The organism is Methylovorus menthalis (genome assembly GCF_020523625.1).
Lineage (GTDB): Bacteria > Pseudomonadota > Gammaproteobacteria > Burkholderiales > Methylophilaceae > Methylovorus > Methylovorus menthalis.
The window spans coordinates 343,774-357,388 of the sequence record NZ_JAJAQH010000001.1 but is presented as its reverse complement, the minus strand read 5'-3'; the positions used below and the strand labels follow the sequence as shown (position 1 = coordinate 357,388).

The window sequence follows — 13,615 nt, the reverse complement described above, 5'->3', positions numbered from 1 at the left end:
TCAGGTGCCGCTGACGATGCAGTTGCGGCCGAGCTGTTTGGCCTGATAAAGCCGCTGATCCACAGTGTTGATGAAGTCCACGGGCTCATCCTGATAGCCAGGAATCACCGTGCCCACCCCCACGCTGATGGTGAGGACGGTGCTCACTAGGGATTTTTCGTGGGGAATCTGCGCCTTGAAAATCAGCTTGCGGCAGCGCTCGGCAATTTTTTTGGCGGCCTCGCTATCGGTTTGAGGCAGCACCAGCACAAACTCCTCACCACCAAAGCGTGCAAAGAAATCATTGGCGCGCGTACCGGCACCGCTCAACACCTCGGCCACCTGCCTCAGGCAATCATCGCCCTGAATGTGCCCGTAATGGTCGTTGTACTGCTTGAAGTAATCGATATCCAGCATGATGAGTGACAGCGGCTGGCTATTACGTCGGGCATTGGTCCACTCCACCTGGATGATGGAATCGAACATGCGGCGATTGGCCACCCGCGTCAGGCCATCCTGAAAAGACAGCTCTTCGAGCTCTTTTTGCAATTGCAGCAATTTTTCTTCGGTTTTCTTGCGTTCGCTGATATCGAACATGAAACCGATGAGTGCCTCAACTTCGCCCTCGGCATTGCGCAGCACATGCACCACATCGCGGATCCAGATGTATTCGCCATCCTTGGTCAGCGCCCGGTAATCCGCCTCATGGTCGATGCCAGAACGGGATTGCGATACGCAATAATCCACCACCCATTCGCGGTCTTCCGGGTGCATGCGTGCGGCCCAGTCGCCTGCGCTCACCCAGCTCTCGGGCGCCCAACCCAGCAGCGACTCAATCTGCGGGCCGATGTAACTGAAGGTCATGGTGCTCCAGTCTATTTTCCACGGAATTGCTTTGGTGGATTCCAGTAGGGTTTTATAGACGGTACTGTCTTCTTCAGGTGGTATTAAGGGCGCGCTCATCTTGGCTGGTGACTCGTTGTCCGGTGTCATGGGCTTATTCCCGATATTTTAGAGTAATACGTTGGCATCGCGTATAGCGCAAGCAACGACTGGCCATATACCGCGCTGAAGATGATATTCACACCACTCAATGGGTTTGCGTGCGGGCCATGCGCTTGATGGCTTGCGGTGGATGGCCCAGGGTACGAATGAAGGCCCGGCGCATGCGCTCCGGGTCGGCAAAGCCAGTTTCCCGGGCCACCACGTCAATCGGGTGGCGGGCAGTTTCTATCATGGATTTGGCCGCTTCCACCCGCAGGTTTTCGATGGCTTTGGCAGGCGATTGCCCGGTCTCGGCGCGGAAAGCGCGGCTGAACTGACGCGGACTCAGATGCGCGACATCGGCCAGATCATCCACAGATAGTGGCTTGTGCAGATTGCTGCGCGCATAGGTGAGCGCCGTCTGGATGCGGTCCGACTTCGGTTCCAGTGTCAGTAAGGCCGAGAACTGCGATTGGCCGCCAGTGCGGCGGTGGTATACCACCATGCGCTGGGCAATGGTGCGCGACGCGTCAAGCCCGATGTCGGCTTCGACCAGCGCCAGCGATAAATCAATACATGCCGTCATCCCTGCCGAGGTCCACACCTTGCCCTCGCGAATGAAGATACGGTCCTCTTCCACCTTGACCTTGGGGTAGCGGCGCTGCAATTCGCGTGCATGCCGCCAGTGCGTGCTGGCACGCAAGCCATCCAGCAAGCCGGCCTCGGCTAGCATAAAGGCGCCTGTACATATGCTGGCAATACGGCGACTTTGAGCAGTGGCCTGTTGCAGATAGTCGAGCAACCCTGGGCTTGAAGCATGAATGCCGATGCTGCCCATCATGATGACCGTATCAAAGGCCTGGTCGCCAAAGGCATCGGTGAGCACGCTCACCCCGGTCGAGCTGGTGACGGCACCGCCATGTTCGGAAACCAGATGCAGCTCATAAACCGCCTGGTGGCTAACGATATTCGCCATCTCAAACACGGTCATCGCCGCCAGATCCAGAATCTGAAAGCCGGGGAACACAACAAATCCGATACGCATCATGATGTCTCAAAAAGTGGGTTAAATGACATTTGAGACATAGAGTACGTGCATATACTGACTCTCGTCAATCGCTTATTTAAACACCTACTTAAATTCACTATCCAAGGAGAAACGCATGACGACATCCACCCAAGGCAAGGCACTCATTACTGGCTCATCTTCCGGCATCGGCGCTGTGTATGCAGATCGCCTGGCTAGACGCGGTTACGATCTGGTGCTGGTGGCCCGCGATACTACCCGTCTGCAGGCGCTGGCCGACAAATTGCATGCCGAAACAGGTCGCCAGGTAGAAATTCTGGGTGCTGACCTGACGCGCAAACAAGACCTGGAGCAGGTAAAGCAAAAGCTGCAAGCCGATAGCGATATTCGCGTGCTGGTAAACAATGCCGGCACTGCCGCCGTTACCTCGCTGCTGGATTCAAACCTGGACCAGATCGACACCATGATTTCACTCAACGTCACAGCGCTGACACACCTGGCTGCGGCGGCCGCCACCAGCTTCGTCAAGCGCGGCAATGGCACCATCATCAATATCGCCTCAATTGTGGCGCTGGCTCCGGATATGCTGAATGGCAGCTACAGCGGTAGCAAAGCGTATGTGCTGAATCTTTCCGAGTCCATGCATCACGAGTTGTCCGGCAAGGGCGTGCGCGTGCAAGCGGTATTGCCCGGCGCTACGCATACCGAGCTGTGGGATCGTGCCGGTTTCTCCGTTAACCATCTGCCACAAGAGATCGTCATGCCTGCTGAAACCATGGTCGATGCAGCACTGGTCGGACTTGATCTGGGCGAAGTGGTCACTATCCCATCCCTGCCCGAAGCCGCGGATTGGACTCGCCTGGTGGATGCGCGCAATCATCTGCGCCCTAACCTTTCTCATAAACAGCCTGCCGCCCGTTATTTGCAAGCCGTGCGTCAGTAATTCCGCCGAACACCGTGGGCTCGGGGGTGACCCTGAGCCCACGGTGTTTTATCTGGCATTTGAATGTTGATTGAAAGGAAGCTCATGTCCTGGAAAATACCGCGCCGCTTTCGGCCTATCGTGTTTGCAGCAGTGATGTCGGCCTTGAGTGTCATGCTGGTTTCCGGCACCCTCACGTTGCGGCATATTGGCTGGCATGCTGGCTTTATGTGGGAATGGTGGCATGCCTTCTGCACGGCATGGCCTGTGGTTTTTCTGGCGATTTTGCTGGTGGCGCCCCTGGTCGGGCGGCTGGTGGAGCGCATCGTCGCGCCCGAGTAATCCCTGCCTCAAACTTCAAGTTATGGGGGTGTGATCAACGCCCGGCGTCAACAAACTCCTGATAAAGATTGCGCTCGCGCAGACAACTCTCGGCGCTCTTGTCAGCACAAAACGCGCGCAGTTTGCAAAAGCAGGTGTATTGCCCGAGCGTTTCGATGGAAAGCGTTTCTGTTCCACCCTCCGCAGCTTGCTGTTTGCGCAACAAGGCCGCTAGAGCGGCTTGTTCGTCGGGTATCGGTAATCGGGTCATGATGGGCTTTCGTTGTGGAATTTTGTGGTGATAGGGATGGCGAATCAATGCCTGGAGGCGGGGTTAAAGTTCACGCCAAGAGGTAAATCAACAGCCCGAAGTACAGCAGCGCAAATACGGCAACCAGCCAGAATACCCACAGCATTTGCCGATGAATATTCTTTAGCGTGGTATTAATGGCATCAAGCTTGCCGGATATTTCCTGATCCATGAGGTTCTCCTATTGCGCCATACACATTGGCCTGCTTATCTTGTCTGCTTAGGGGCAAGGCGTCTATGGCCGGTTCCTTGCGCGCGCGCTGCATAACTTCTGCTTGCATTGCACTGGCTGAACCATCAGGTCTTGTGCGCGTCATGTTGGATAACAATTCAAATCCATGATGGATATTTAAGGAGAAAGCGATGTGGCAGCGTGCCGTTTTTTTCAGCTGGCTGTGGATGAGCTTATTCATCACGGCGCCAGCCATGGCTGCCGAGCGCATTATCAATCTGGCTAACGGGCAGACGGTTTCGACGGCAGAGCTGGCCGCTGATCTCGCGCAGCAAGATGTGCTGCTGTTGGGCGAAGTCCATGACAATGCGCTGCATCACCAGCGGCGCGGCGAATTGCTGAAGCAACTCAAACAGAATACGCCCATGCTCCATGTGGTTGCCGAGCATCTGCAATCCGGGCAAACGGTGCAGTGGAATGGCTCCTTGCTGGCCGATCTGGAACACGCCGGATTCAATGCAAAAAGCTGGCAGTGGCCCGCCCATGAGGGCTTGTTTGCCGCCATTCGCGATGCCGGGATATCACTCACTGGCGGCAATCTGGCGCCGGAGCAAGCCAGGAGTATTGCGCGTCAGGGCGCATCTGCCTTGCCAGCGCCGCTGGCAAGCATCCTCCAGCAGGCACCCTTGTCGCCGTCTGCGGTGGCGACACTGAATCAGGATCTGCTGGATGGACATTGTGGTCAGCTCCCGACCCAGCATTTGCCCGCCATGTTACTGGCGCAGCGTGCGCGGGATGCCGCCATGTTCACTGCCCTGCAGGCTGGCTCCGGCATGGCGGTGCTGGTCGCGGGCAATAACCATGTGCGGCGCGATTATGGGATACCGGTGATTTATCAGTCCCTGCTCCCGGGGCAACACCTGCGCGTGGTTGGTTTTGTGGAAGAGAATCCAGAACTGATGACCCAGCTGGATAGCTTGCGTCGCCAATATGATTATGTGTGGATCACCCCCGCGCAGGATCGTCCGGATCCTTGTCAGTGATCGCCGTTACTTGATCGCATGGCCCCATGATCAGGCGTTAGAAATTCTGTTTGTGGCATTAATCCCGATGGAGTGCATGAAATCAGGCCGTTCGGCTATATGAAGTTATCTTGCGCAATATCGGCGACTGACATATTTTTGCAAGCCCCTTATAAAAGTTGTTCACTAAATGTCCTATAACGTATTACATTGCTAAAAATTTGGTGATGTTCATCACAGGCTTGTCCTCTTTTATTGCTGTTTATTTGCTGAAAAGGGTCCTTGATGCTGGGTAGTGCGCAAGAAAAAATAACAGCTAGAGAAAAATATCTGCGCACCTTGCTGGATAACTTTCCTTTCATGGTCTGGCTGAAAGACGCGAACAGTCGCTTGCTGGCGGCCAATCGTGAGTACGCCCGCGTTGCCGGAGTCTCTTCACCGCGCGAGCTGGAAGGTAAGACGGATTATGATTTTTTTGCGCCGGAGCTGGCGCAGGAATATGTAGAAGGTGACCGGCAAGCCATGGACAGCGAAGAGCCGGTGGGCACACTTAATCGTTTGCACACTGCCGATGGACAGGATGTCTGGATCGAGACCTATAAATCCCGCCTGCTCATTGATGGCAAGGTCGAAGGCACGCTGGGGTATGCGCGTGATGTGACCGATGCCATCCGCCGTGAACGCGAATACCACTCCCTCATTGAAAACTCCCCCAACCTGATCGTGCGTTTTGATACGAACTGCAGGCGTACCTTTGTTAACCAGAAAACCGTCAATTTTTATGAAGTGAGTGAAGGGGATTTGCTGGGGAAAACCCCTAGCGATTTTCCCGGTGGTGATTCGGCTTATGGCTACGAAAAAGCAGTAAGCGAGGTGTTTCGCACGGGGCGATCAGCGGCAATGGACCTGCACTGGCATGCCCCCGATGGCACACGTAAGATCATCCATATCTGGCTGGCCGCCGAGCTGGACGGTGCCGGTGCCCCGATTGCCGTGATTGGCATGGGGCAGGATGTCACCGAGACCTACGAATATCAGGAACGCATACATCACCTGGCCTATTTCGATACGCTGACCAAGCTGCCTAATCGCGCGCTGCTGATTGACCGTATCGGACAGACCATCGCCGAAGCCGAGCGCCATGCCTATCCATTTGGCCTCATCATGCTGGATCTGGATCGCTTCAAGGAAATCAACGATACCCTGGGCCACGCCCTGGGCGATGTACTGTTATGTGAAGTCGCCAACCGCCTGGAAAAGTGCGTGCGGCCTTACGATACCGTCGCGCGCCTGGGGGGGGACGAGTTCGGTATTCTGGTCTCTGAAATGCGCGTGCCGGAAAATATTACCCGCGTGGCTGACAAGGTGCTGCTGGCCTTCGACCAGCCTTTTCTGGTGAACGGCCATGAAGTCTTCGTCACCGCCAGCCTGGGCGTTGCCGCTTACCCTTCGGATAGTCACGCCGTGGATGATCTGCTCAAATATGCCGATTCGGCGTTGTTTCATGCCAAGCATCTGGGGCGCAATAATTTCCAGTTCTACTCGGCCGATCTTACGGTCAAGGCCGCTGAGCGTCGCGAGGTAGAAACCAACCTGCGCTTTGCACTCAAGAAAGAAGAATTCCTGCTGCATTACCAGCCATTAGTTGATCTTGCCACGCGTGAGATCATTGGCGCCGAGGCCTTGCTGCGCTGGCAGCATGAGTCTGGCAGACTCATCATGCCAGACAAGTTCATTGGTATCGCTGAGGAGACTGGGCTGATCATCCCGATAGGCGAATGGGTGCTCCGCTCTGCCTGCCAGGTGGCGGTAGCGCTGAATAGCCGCCGCACCAAGCCGGTTACCGTCGCCGTCAATTTATCCACGCGCCAGTTTCTGCACAATGACCTGGTGTCTTCCATTCAAACCATCCTCGCCGAGACTGGCTGCCACACCGATTGGATCAAGCTGGAAATCACTGAAAGCCTGCTGCTGGAGAACACCGACAACATCCAGCGCATGCTGCTAAGCCTCAATGCCATGGGCTTGTGTATCTCGATTGATGATTTCGGCACGGGCTATTCTGCCTTGAGCTACCTGCATCGATTCCCGGTGAGTGAACTGAAAATCGACCGTTCGTTTACCAGTGATATTACGGACAATGCCGAACGCGCGCTGATCGTGCAGGCGATCGTCTCACTGGCAAGCAACCTCAACAAAAACGTAGTGGCGGAAGGGGTTGAAACCCTGGAGCAGGCAGGATACCTGCATCAGATGGGCTGCCCGCAAGCGCAAGGGTATCTCTTCAGCAAGCCCTTGCCGCTGGAGCAGTTTATGCAGCTGTTAGCCGCATGACCCTGCCGGTGAATTTACATGTCTCTCAGGGCCTGCATCCTGCCGGCTCTGATGTTGGGCCACGCTAGGGTTTTATCTGCTGCGTCAGTCGCTCTAGCCCCATGGAGCAGAGGCGCTCGGCAATCTCCCATTTGTTTTCTGCGGCGCTGTGGTTGAAGAAGAGAATGCTGAAAATGCCTTCAATCTGTGCCTGGACATACAGCGAATAAAGCGCGACATCAATGTCGGCGGCGAGGCTGCCTTCCTCTATGGCGGCTTTCAGGCACTGCGCGATGATGGTGGCGCGTTTTTGCTCCCAGCTTTCGCGGATGCTCACCAGCTCAGGCGTATCGTCAATCCGCACATACAGGATGAACAGCACGCGTTGCAGGGAGCTAGCGTCGATATAAGAGTGCACTTCGGAAAGGCAATAGCGTTTCAGGTAAACCAGCGCCGGCTCTTCCGGGCCGCGTTCCAGTGACGGTGCGTGATGGATGGCACGCTCTGCCATGGCAATCGCCAACTCCACTTTGCCCTTGTAATGGCCATAGACGGCACCGCGGGATACCTGGGCAGCATCGGCAATATTCGCCATGGTGGTGAGACTCATGCCGCGCTCATAAATCACGTGTTCGGCAGCGTCCAGAATCAGGTCGCGGGTGCGCTGGGAGTCTTCTTTTGTTTTGCGTGCCAAGGCATGAACTCGCATCAAGGGAGGCGTGTAGTATACACCGATAATTAATCAGTCACGATTGATTGATTATCTGCGCTGGGCTATCATGCCCCATTCTTTTAAGTTGGAATTTGCAAATATGGGTGTTTCTCCAGCAGGGTGGCGGAAGGTGATTTCCGCGGTGTCGGTGCTTGGGCTGATGAGCGCATGCTCCTCTGGCGACCAGGCGGCACCGGCTGGGGCTGCCCCTATAGAGGTGCAGGCAATTCAGGTGACAGAAACGCCCGTGACCATGGAGGCCGAGATTCCCGGTCGGCTTGAAGCCTATCGTCAGGCGGAAGTGCGGGCGCGCGTGGCTGGTATTGTCACCGAGCGCGTTTACCAGGAAGGCCAGGAAGTCAAAAAGGGCACACCGCTGTTCCTGATCAACCCCGAACTGCTATCGGCGGCGCGTGAAGACGCGGCGGGTGCCTTGGCGCAGGCTGAAGCCAATCACCTCAATGCCGTGGACAAGCTGGAACGCTACAAGGATCTGGTGAGCGACCAGTCGGTGAGCCAGCGCGATTACAAAGTGGCGGCGTCTGAGGAGCTGGCGGCCCGTGCTGCCTTGCTGTCTGCCAAAGCCAAGCTTAACCGGGCCAATCTGGATCTGGGCTATGCACGGGTGACGGCGCCGATTGATGGCATTGCCCGGCGTGCATTGGTCACTGAGGGCGCGCTGGTCGGGCAGGATAGCCCAACCCCGCTGACCACCATCGATCAGATCGACCCGATCTATGTGAATTTCTCGCAGCCAGCGGCCGATGTCATGGCGTTGCAGCGCTCGGTGCGCGCCGGGCAGGTGCAAGGCAAGAAACAGGGGCAGATTACCGTGCGCCTGATACTGCCCGATGGCTCGGAGTACACGCATAAAGGCAAACTCTACTTCTCCGATCTTGCCGTCAACAGCACCACGGATTCGGTCGCCATGCGCGCCCTGTTTGATAATCCAGCCCACGAGCTTTTCCCCGGCGCCTATGTGCAGGTGAAGCTCGATCAGGCGGTGAATCCGCATGCCATCCTGATCCCGCGCGATGCCCTGATCAGAACTGCCCAATCAGCGCAGGTGATGACGCTGGATAAAGATGACAAGGTGGTGCCGGTGGACGTGCAAACCAGCGGCATGCAAGGGCGCGAGTGGATCGTGATCAAGGGGCTGAAAGCAGGCGATCGCGTCGTCACGACCAACGTCGCCACACTGGCACCGGGTGCGCAGGTAAAAGTCACCCCGGCCGCAGGCCAGACTCCCTGATGCAAGCCACTTAAAGAACCCAAGGCAAATTTATGGCTAGATTTTTTATTGACCGCCCGGTGTTCGCCTGGGTGATCGCCCTCCTGATCATTCTCTCCGGCATCTTGGCGATACGCGGGCTGCCGATTGCCCAATACCCTGATATTGCGCCGCCAGTGGTGAATATCAGTGCGACGTATCCCGGTGCCTCGGCCCGCGTGGTGGAAGAAACCGTGACCTCGGTGATCGAGCGCGAGATGAACGGGGTGCAGGGGCTGATGTATATCTCGGCCACCAGCAGCCAGAGTTCGGCCGGGCTGAGCCTGACTTTCAAGCAGGGGGTAAACCCTGATCTTGCCGCGGTGGATGTGCAGAACCGCCTGAAAACCATCGAAGTGCGGCTGCCAGAAATCGTGCGACGCAATGGTATTTCCGTGGAAAAATCGGCGGACAGTTTTCAGCTGATCGTCTCGTTGACGGCGGATGACCCGGCGACCAGCGAAGTGGACCTGGGCGAGCTTGCCTCTGCCAATGTGATCCAGACGCTGCGGCGCGTGCAGGGTGTGGGCAAGGTGCAATCCTTCAGCCCGGAATACGCCATGCGCATCTGGCCAGACCCTAAAAAGATGGCAGCGCTCAACGTGACGGCCTCAGATATCGCCTCGGCCATCCGCAGCTACAACGCACGCGTCACCATTGGCCAGATCGGTGCCAATGGCGTGCCGGCAGATTCCCCCATCAGCGCCTCCATTGAGTCTGAAGCCGTGCTTGCCACGCCGGAAGACTTTGGCAATGTGCAACTGCGTACCAATGCCGATGGCTCTGCCCTGCTGGTCAAAGACCTCGCCAGGATAGAGCTGGGCAGCAGCGATTATTCCTTCTCATCCAAGGTGAATGGCAAAAACGCGGCGGGCATGGCGATCAAGATGGCGCCGGGCTCCAATGCCGTGGCCACGGTCAAGCGCATTCGCGCGGCGCTGGATGAACTGCAGCTGTACTTCCCGCATGGGGTGACTTACCAGATTTCGTACGACACCTCGGCGTTTGTCAGCATCTCCATTGAAAAGGTACTCAACACCCTGCTCGAAGCCATCGTGCTGGTGTTTCTGGTGATGTATCTCTTCATGCAGAATTTCCGCGCCACGCTGATTCCTACCGTGGTGGTGCCGATTGCGCTCATGGGCACCTTCAGTGTGATGTACGCGCTGGGTTTTTCCATCAACGTGCTGACCATGTTTGGCATGGTGCTGGCGATTGGTATCGTGGTGGACGATGCGATTGTGGTGGTGGAGAACGTCGAACGCCTGATGGCCGAGGAAGGGCTTTCGCCTTACGAAGCTACCGTCAAGGCAATGTCGCAGATCAGTGGTGCAATCATCGGCATTACCGTCGTGCTGGTGTCGGTGTTTATCCCCATGGCCTTTTTCAGTGGGGCCGTGGGCAATATCTATCGGCAGTTTTCGCTGTCGCTGTCGGTGTCCATCGCCTTTTCCGCCTTCCTTGCCCTGTCGCTGACGCCCGCGCTCTGCGCCACGCTGCTGAAGCCGATTCCCCAAGGCGCATCGCATGGCAGTCGCGGCTTTTTCGGCTGGTTTAACCGCCGCTTTGCCTGGCTGACAGATCATTACCAGGGCCGTACGAAAAAAATCCTGCAAAAGCCGCTGCGCTGGGTGGTGGTGTACGGCAGTATCCTCGCGGTGGTGGCGATCTTGTTTGTGCGCTTGCCCACGGCATTTTTGCCGGATGAAGACCAGGGCAACTTCATGGTGGTAGTCATGCTGCCGCAGGGCGCTACCATGGCCGAAACCGACGCCGTACTGAGTGAAATCAGCCAGTACCTGCAAAAAAACGAGCCGATTGAGTACGTGTTTGAAGTCGGTGGTTTCAGTATCTACGGTACCGGTACCAGCAGCGGCATGCTGTTCGTGACGCTGCGTGACTGGAAGGAACGTACCGCCGTCGAACAGCAGGTGAAAGCGATTGTGGATCGGGTCAACATGCAGTTTTATGGACGGCCCAACCAGACTATTTTTGCCCTGAATGCGCCCCCGCTACCTGAGCTTGGCTCTACCGGCGGCTTTGACCTGCGCTTGCAGGATAGAGGCAATATCGGGGTGCAGGCACTGGCAGAGGCGCGTGACAAGCTGCTGGCGAATGGCGCAAAGAATGAAGCGCTGACCAACCTCATGTTTGCCGGGCTGCCGGATGCGCCGCTGGTACGGCTGGATATTGATCGCCGCAAGGCAAGTGCGCTGGGCGTGAGTATGGATGAAATCAACGATACGCTGGCGACCATGTTCGGTTCCAATTACATCGGCGATTTTGTGTATGGCAACCAGATCCGCCGGGTTATCGTGCAAGCGCAGGGCCATAGCCGACAGAGTCTGGATGATCTCAATAATCTGCGAGTGCGAAACGCCAAGGGCGAGTTCGTTGCGCTGTCGTCGTTTGTCAGCATGAGCTGGACCACCGGCGCGCCACAGCTCACGCGCTTTAATGGCTACCCCTCGTTTACCATCAATGGCAGCGCCGCGCCCGGCCGTAGCAGTGGTGAGGCGATGGCCGAAATGGAGCGGCTGAGCCGGCAGCTGGGCCAGGGCATCGGCTTTCAATGGGCGGGTCAGTCGTATGAAGAGCAGCTCTCTGGCAGCCAGGCCACCATGCTGTTTGCGGTGTCCATCCTTATCGTATTCCTGGCGCTGGCCGCCTTGTATGAAAGCTGGCTGATACCGTTATCGGTGATCCTGGTGGTGCCGCTGGGTGTGCTCGGCGCTTTGCTCGGCGTGACCCTGCGCGACATGCCGAATGACATTTACTTCAAGGTAGGCCTGATCGCGACCATAGGCCTGTCCGCCAAAAACGCCATCCTGATTGTGGAATTCGCCAAGGATCTATATGCGGGCGGCATGAATATTATCGACGCCACCGTCGAAGCCTCGCGCCAGCGTTTGCGTCCCATCGTGATGACCTCGCTGGCGTTCGGCGTCGGCGTGTTGCCGCTGGCACTGGCGACAGGCGCCGCCTCCGGGGCGCAATCGGCCATCGGCACCAGCGTGCTGGGCGGAATTATTTCTGCCACGGTGCTGGCGATCTTCCTGGTTCCCCTTTTCTTTGCATTGATCGGGCGCTATATCAAACGCCCGCCACTGTCTCAACCGTCTAACAAGGACGCAGCATCCGTATGAGAACAAGCTTACCCTTGTGTGTCGCCGTGCTGGTATCGTTGAATCTGGGCGCCTGCTCTCTGGCACCGCAGTATGCGCGGCCTGCATTGCCTGTGCCCGAAGCCTATCCGGTGGCAACAGAAACCCAGGCTGCCGAGTCAGCCCTGGACTGGACGCATTACTTTCAGGACCCGGACCTGCAGGCACTGATCAAGCTGGCGCTGGAGAATAACCGTGACTTGCGCATTGCCGTGTTGCGCATTGAAGAAGCGCGTGCGCAATATGGCATTCAGAAAGCCGACCGCCTGCCCACCATCAATGGCACGCTGGGCTATGAACGCAGCCGTAGTGTGCTGACGCAGGGCCAGAAATTCGATACCGATTTTTACCGGGCGGGCGTCAATATCACCGACTTCGAGCTCGACTTTTTTGGGCGGGTGAAAAATCTCTCCAGCGCCGCGCTGGAGCAGTTTTTATCCACGCAAGATGCCCGCGAAAGCGTGCAAACCAGCCTGGTTGCCGAGCAGGCAACGGCGTATGTGAATCTCCTGGCCCTGAACGAGCGCTTGACGCTGGCGCAAGACACCTTGAAGTCGCGCCAGGCTTCGCTCAGCCGGGTAAAGCGGCGCTATGAAGGCGGGCTGGATAATGCCATTGAGCTGAAAACAGCCGAGATTCAGGCCAGCACCGCCCAGGCCAGTGCCTCGGCACTGGCGCGCGAGCAAGCACTCGCGATCAATGCGCTGCACCTGCTGACGGGCGACAAGGCCCCACCCAATACCATGCCACCCAAGCCGCTCAATAGCGTACAGGTGGAAACCGTAGCCGCCGGGTTACCCTCACAACTGCTGGAACAGCGCGCGGATATTCGTGCTGCCGAGCACCGGCTGATCGCGGCCAATGCCAATATTGGCGCTGCACGTGCGGCGTTTTTCCCGCGCATTCAACTCACCACCAGTGCCGGGCTGGTCAACGATGACCTCCTGGGCCTGTTTGGCGGCGGCAGTGATCGTGTCTGGAGCTTTACCCCGCAACTGATCTTGCCGATTTTCAATCATGGTCGTAATAAGGCCAGTCTTGATCTGGCAGTGGTGCGCAAGGATGTGGCCGTGGCCGAATACGAAAAGGCCATTCAGACCGCATTTCGTGAAGTGGCCGATGTGCTGGTCGTCAGCCGCCAGATTGATGACGAGATTGCCCTGCAATCCAGCATCGCCGAGGCGGACCGCGAGCGCTTGCGGCTTGCTACACGCCGTTATGAGCGCGGGGTGGCAGGTTACCTGGAGTTGCTGGATGCGCAACGCAGCCTGTTTGAGTCTGATCAGCAGCTGGTACAGCTGAAACAGCTCGGCTTGGTCAACAAAATCAGCCTCTACAAAGCCTTGGGTGGGCATTAGCCAGTGTTTCTTCTGCGTTCATTTCTGAACAATTGCATACTCATTTCGCAGGGTTCTGCAG

13 protein-coding genes are annotated in these 13,615 nt (G+C 57.0%); 7 read left to right on the top strand and 6 right to left on the bottom strand.

The window, feature by feature from the left end; genetic code table 11:
- Both LG204_RS01615 and LG204_RS01610 read right to left on the bottom strand, forming a co-directional pair.
- Positions 1-972, bottom strand: a complete 972-nt coding sequence (locus LG204_RS01615) for a GGDEF domain-containing protein (RefSeq protein ID WP_230335645.1) — start codon at positions 970-972, stop codon at positions 1-3.
- Positions 973-1,069: 97 nt separating this feature from the next.
- Positions 1,070-2,011 (bottom strand): GlxA family transcriptional regulator, encoded by a 942-nt coding sequence (locus LG204_RS01610; RefSeq protein WP_230335644.1) that lies wholly within the window; start codon positions 2,009-2,011, stop codon positions 1,070-1,072.
- A gap of 115 nt (positions 2,012-2,126) precedes the next feature.
- Here LG204_RS01610 and LG204_RS01605 point away from each other — a divergent pair, with 115 nt between their 5' ends.
- Both LG204_RS01605 and LG204_RS01600 read left to right on the top strand, forming a co-directional pair.
- Positions 2,127-2,933: an SDR family NAD(P)-dependent oxidoreductase gene (locus tag LG204_RS01605; protein WP_230335643.1), complete on the top strand. Its 807-nt coding sequence runs from the start codon at positions 2,127-2,129 to the stop codon at positions 2,931-2,933.
- A gap of 84 nt (positions 2,934-3,017) precedes the next feature.
- Complete coding sequence (locus LG204_RS01600; RefSeq protein ID WP_230335642.1) at positions 3,018-3,254, top strand: DUF2798 domain-containing protein; 237 nt, start codon at positions 3,018-3,020, stop codon at positions 3,252-3,254.
- Between the two features lie 34 nt (positions 3,255-3,288).
- On the opposite strand, the gene LG204_RS01595 is transcribed toward LG204_RS01600, so the two are convergent.
- From LG204_RS01595 to LG204_RS01585, 3 genes are all read right to left on the bottom strand, one after another.
- On the bottom strand, positions 3,289-3,504 hold the full coding sequence (locus LG204_RS01595) for a hypothetical protein (RefSeq protein WP_230335641.1): 216 nt from the start codon (positions 3,502-3,504) through the stop codon (positions 3,289-3,291).
- Positions 3,505-3,574: 70 nt separating this feature from the next.
- On the bottom strand, positions 3,575-3,715 hold the full coding sequence (locus tag LG204_RS01590; RefSeq protein WP_230335640.1) for a hypothetical protein: 141 nt from the start codon (positions 3,713-3,715) through the stop codon (positions 3,575-3,577).
- Positions 3,687-3,956 (bottom strand): hypothetical protein, encoded by a 270-nt coding sequence (locus LG204_RS01585; RefSeq protein ID WP_230335639.1) that lies wholly within the window; start codon positions 3,954-3,956, stop codon positions 3,687-3,689. The genes LG204_RS01590 and LG204_RS01585 overlap by 29 nt, the downstream gene beginning before the upstream one ends.
- Here LG204_RS01585 and LG204_RS01580 point away from each other — a divergent pair.
- Both LG204_RS01580 and LG204_RS14090 read left to right on the top strand, forming a co-directional pair.
- On the top strand, positions 3,943-4,758 hold the full coding sequence (locus tag LG204_RS01580) for a ChaN family lipoprotein (protein WP_230335638.1): 816 nt from the start codon (positions 3,943-3,945) through the stop codon (positions 4,756-4,758). The genes LG204_RS01585 and LG204_RS01580 overlap by 14 nt on opposite strands.
- 264 nt (positions 4,759-5,022) lie before the next feature.
- Positions 5,023-7,071 (top strand): putative bifunctional diguanylate cyclase/phosphodiesterase, encoded by a 2,049-nt coding sequence (locus LG204_RS14090; protein WP_328440772.1) that lies wholly within the window; start codon positions 5,023-5,025, stop codon positions 7,069-7,071.
- Between the two features lie 64 nt (positions 7,072-7,135).
- On the opposite strand, the gene LG204_RS01560 is transcribed toward LG204_RS14090, so the two are convergent.
- Positions 7,136-7,744 (bottom strand): TetR family transcriptional regulator, encoded by a 609-nt coding sequence (locus LG204_RS01560; protein ID WP_230335637.1) that lies wholly within the window; start codon positions 7,742-7,744, stop codon positions 7,136-7,138.
- A gap of 118 nt (positions 7,745-7,862) precedes the next feature.
- Between LG204_RS01560 and LG204_RS01555 the strand changes: the two genes are divergently transcribed.
- From LG204_RS01555 to LG204_RS01545, 3 genes are read left to right on the top strand one after another with little or no spacing between them, the layout of a single operon-like run.
- The gene (locus LG204_RS01555) at positions 7,863-9,014 is read left to right on the top strand and encodes a MexX/AxyX family multidrug efflux RND transporter periplasmic adaptor subunit (protein ID WP_268867965.1); all 1,152 of its coding nucleotides are present in this window, start codon (positions 7,863-7,865) and stop codon (positions 9,012-9,014) included.
- Positions 9,015-9,046: 32 nt separating this feature from the next.
- Positions 9,047-12,178 carry a multidrug efflux RND transporter permease subunit gene (locus LG204_RS01550; protein ID WP_230335635.1) on the top strand — a complete coding sequence of 1,044 codons (3,132 nt, stop codon included), beginning with the start codon at positions 9,047-9,049 and terminating at the stop codon, positions 12,176-12,178.
- The gene (locus LG204_RS01545; RefSeq protein ID WP_230335634.1) at positions 12,175-13,554 is read left to right on the top strand and encodes an efflux transporter outer membrane subunit; all 1,380 of its coding nucleotides are present in this window, start codon (positions 12,175-12,177) and stop codon (positions 13,552-13,554) included. The genes LG204_RS01550 and LG204_RS01545 overlap by 4 nt, the downstream gene beginning before the upstream one ends.
- Positions 13,555-13,615: the final 61 nt, after the last annotated feature.

Coding starts and splice junctions, on each gene's coding strand:
- LG204_RS01615 (WP_230335645.1), bottom strand. CDS start 972: ATGACACCGGACAACGAGTCACCAGCCAAGATGAGCGCGCCCTTAATA.
- LG204_RS01610 (WP_230335644.1), bottom strand. CDS start 2,011: ATGATGCGTATCGGATTTGTTGTGTTCCCCGGCTTTCAGATTCTGGAT.
- LG204_RS01605 (WP_230335643.1), top strand. CDS start 2,127: ATGACGACATCCACCCAAGGCAAGGCACTCATTACTGGCTCATCTTCC.
- LG204_RS01600 (WP_230335642.1), top strand. CDS start 3,018: ATGTCCTGGAAAATACCGCGCCGCTTTCGGCCTATCGTGTTTGCAGCA.
- LG204_RS01595 (WP_230335641.1), bottom strand. CDS start 3,504: ATGACCCGATTACCGATACCCGACGAACAAGCCGCTCTAGCGGCCTTG.
- LG204_RS01590 (WP_230335640.1), bottom strand. CDS start 3,715: ATGGATCAGGAAATATCCGGCAAGCTTGATGCCATTAATACCACGCTA.
- LG204_RS01580 (WP_230335638.1), top strand. CDS start 3,943: ATGAGCTTATTCATCACGGCGCCAGCCATGGCTGCCGAGCGCATTATC.
- LG204_RS01585 (WP_230335639.1), bottom strand. CDS start 3,956: ATGAATAAGCTCATCCACAGCCAGCTGAAAAAAACGGCACGCTGCCAC.
- LG204_RS14090 (WP_328440772.1), top strand. CDS start 5,023: ATGCTGGGTAGTGCGCAAGAAAAAATAACAGCTAGAGAAAAATATCTG.
- LG204_RS01555 (WP_268867965.1), top strand. CDS start 7,863: ATGGGTGTTTCTCCAGCAGGGTGGCGGAAGGTGATTTCCGCGGTGTCG.
- LG204_RS01550 (WP_230335635.1), top strand. CDS start 9,047: ATGGCTAGATTTTTTATTGACCGCCCGGTGTTCGCCTGGGTGATCGCC.
- LG204_RS01545 (WP_230335634.1), top strand. CDS start 12,175: ATGAGAACAAGCTTACCCTTGTGTGTCGCCGTGCTGGTATCGTTGAAT.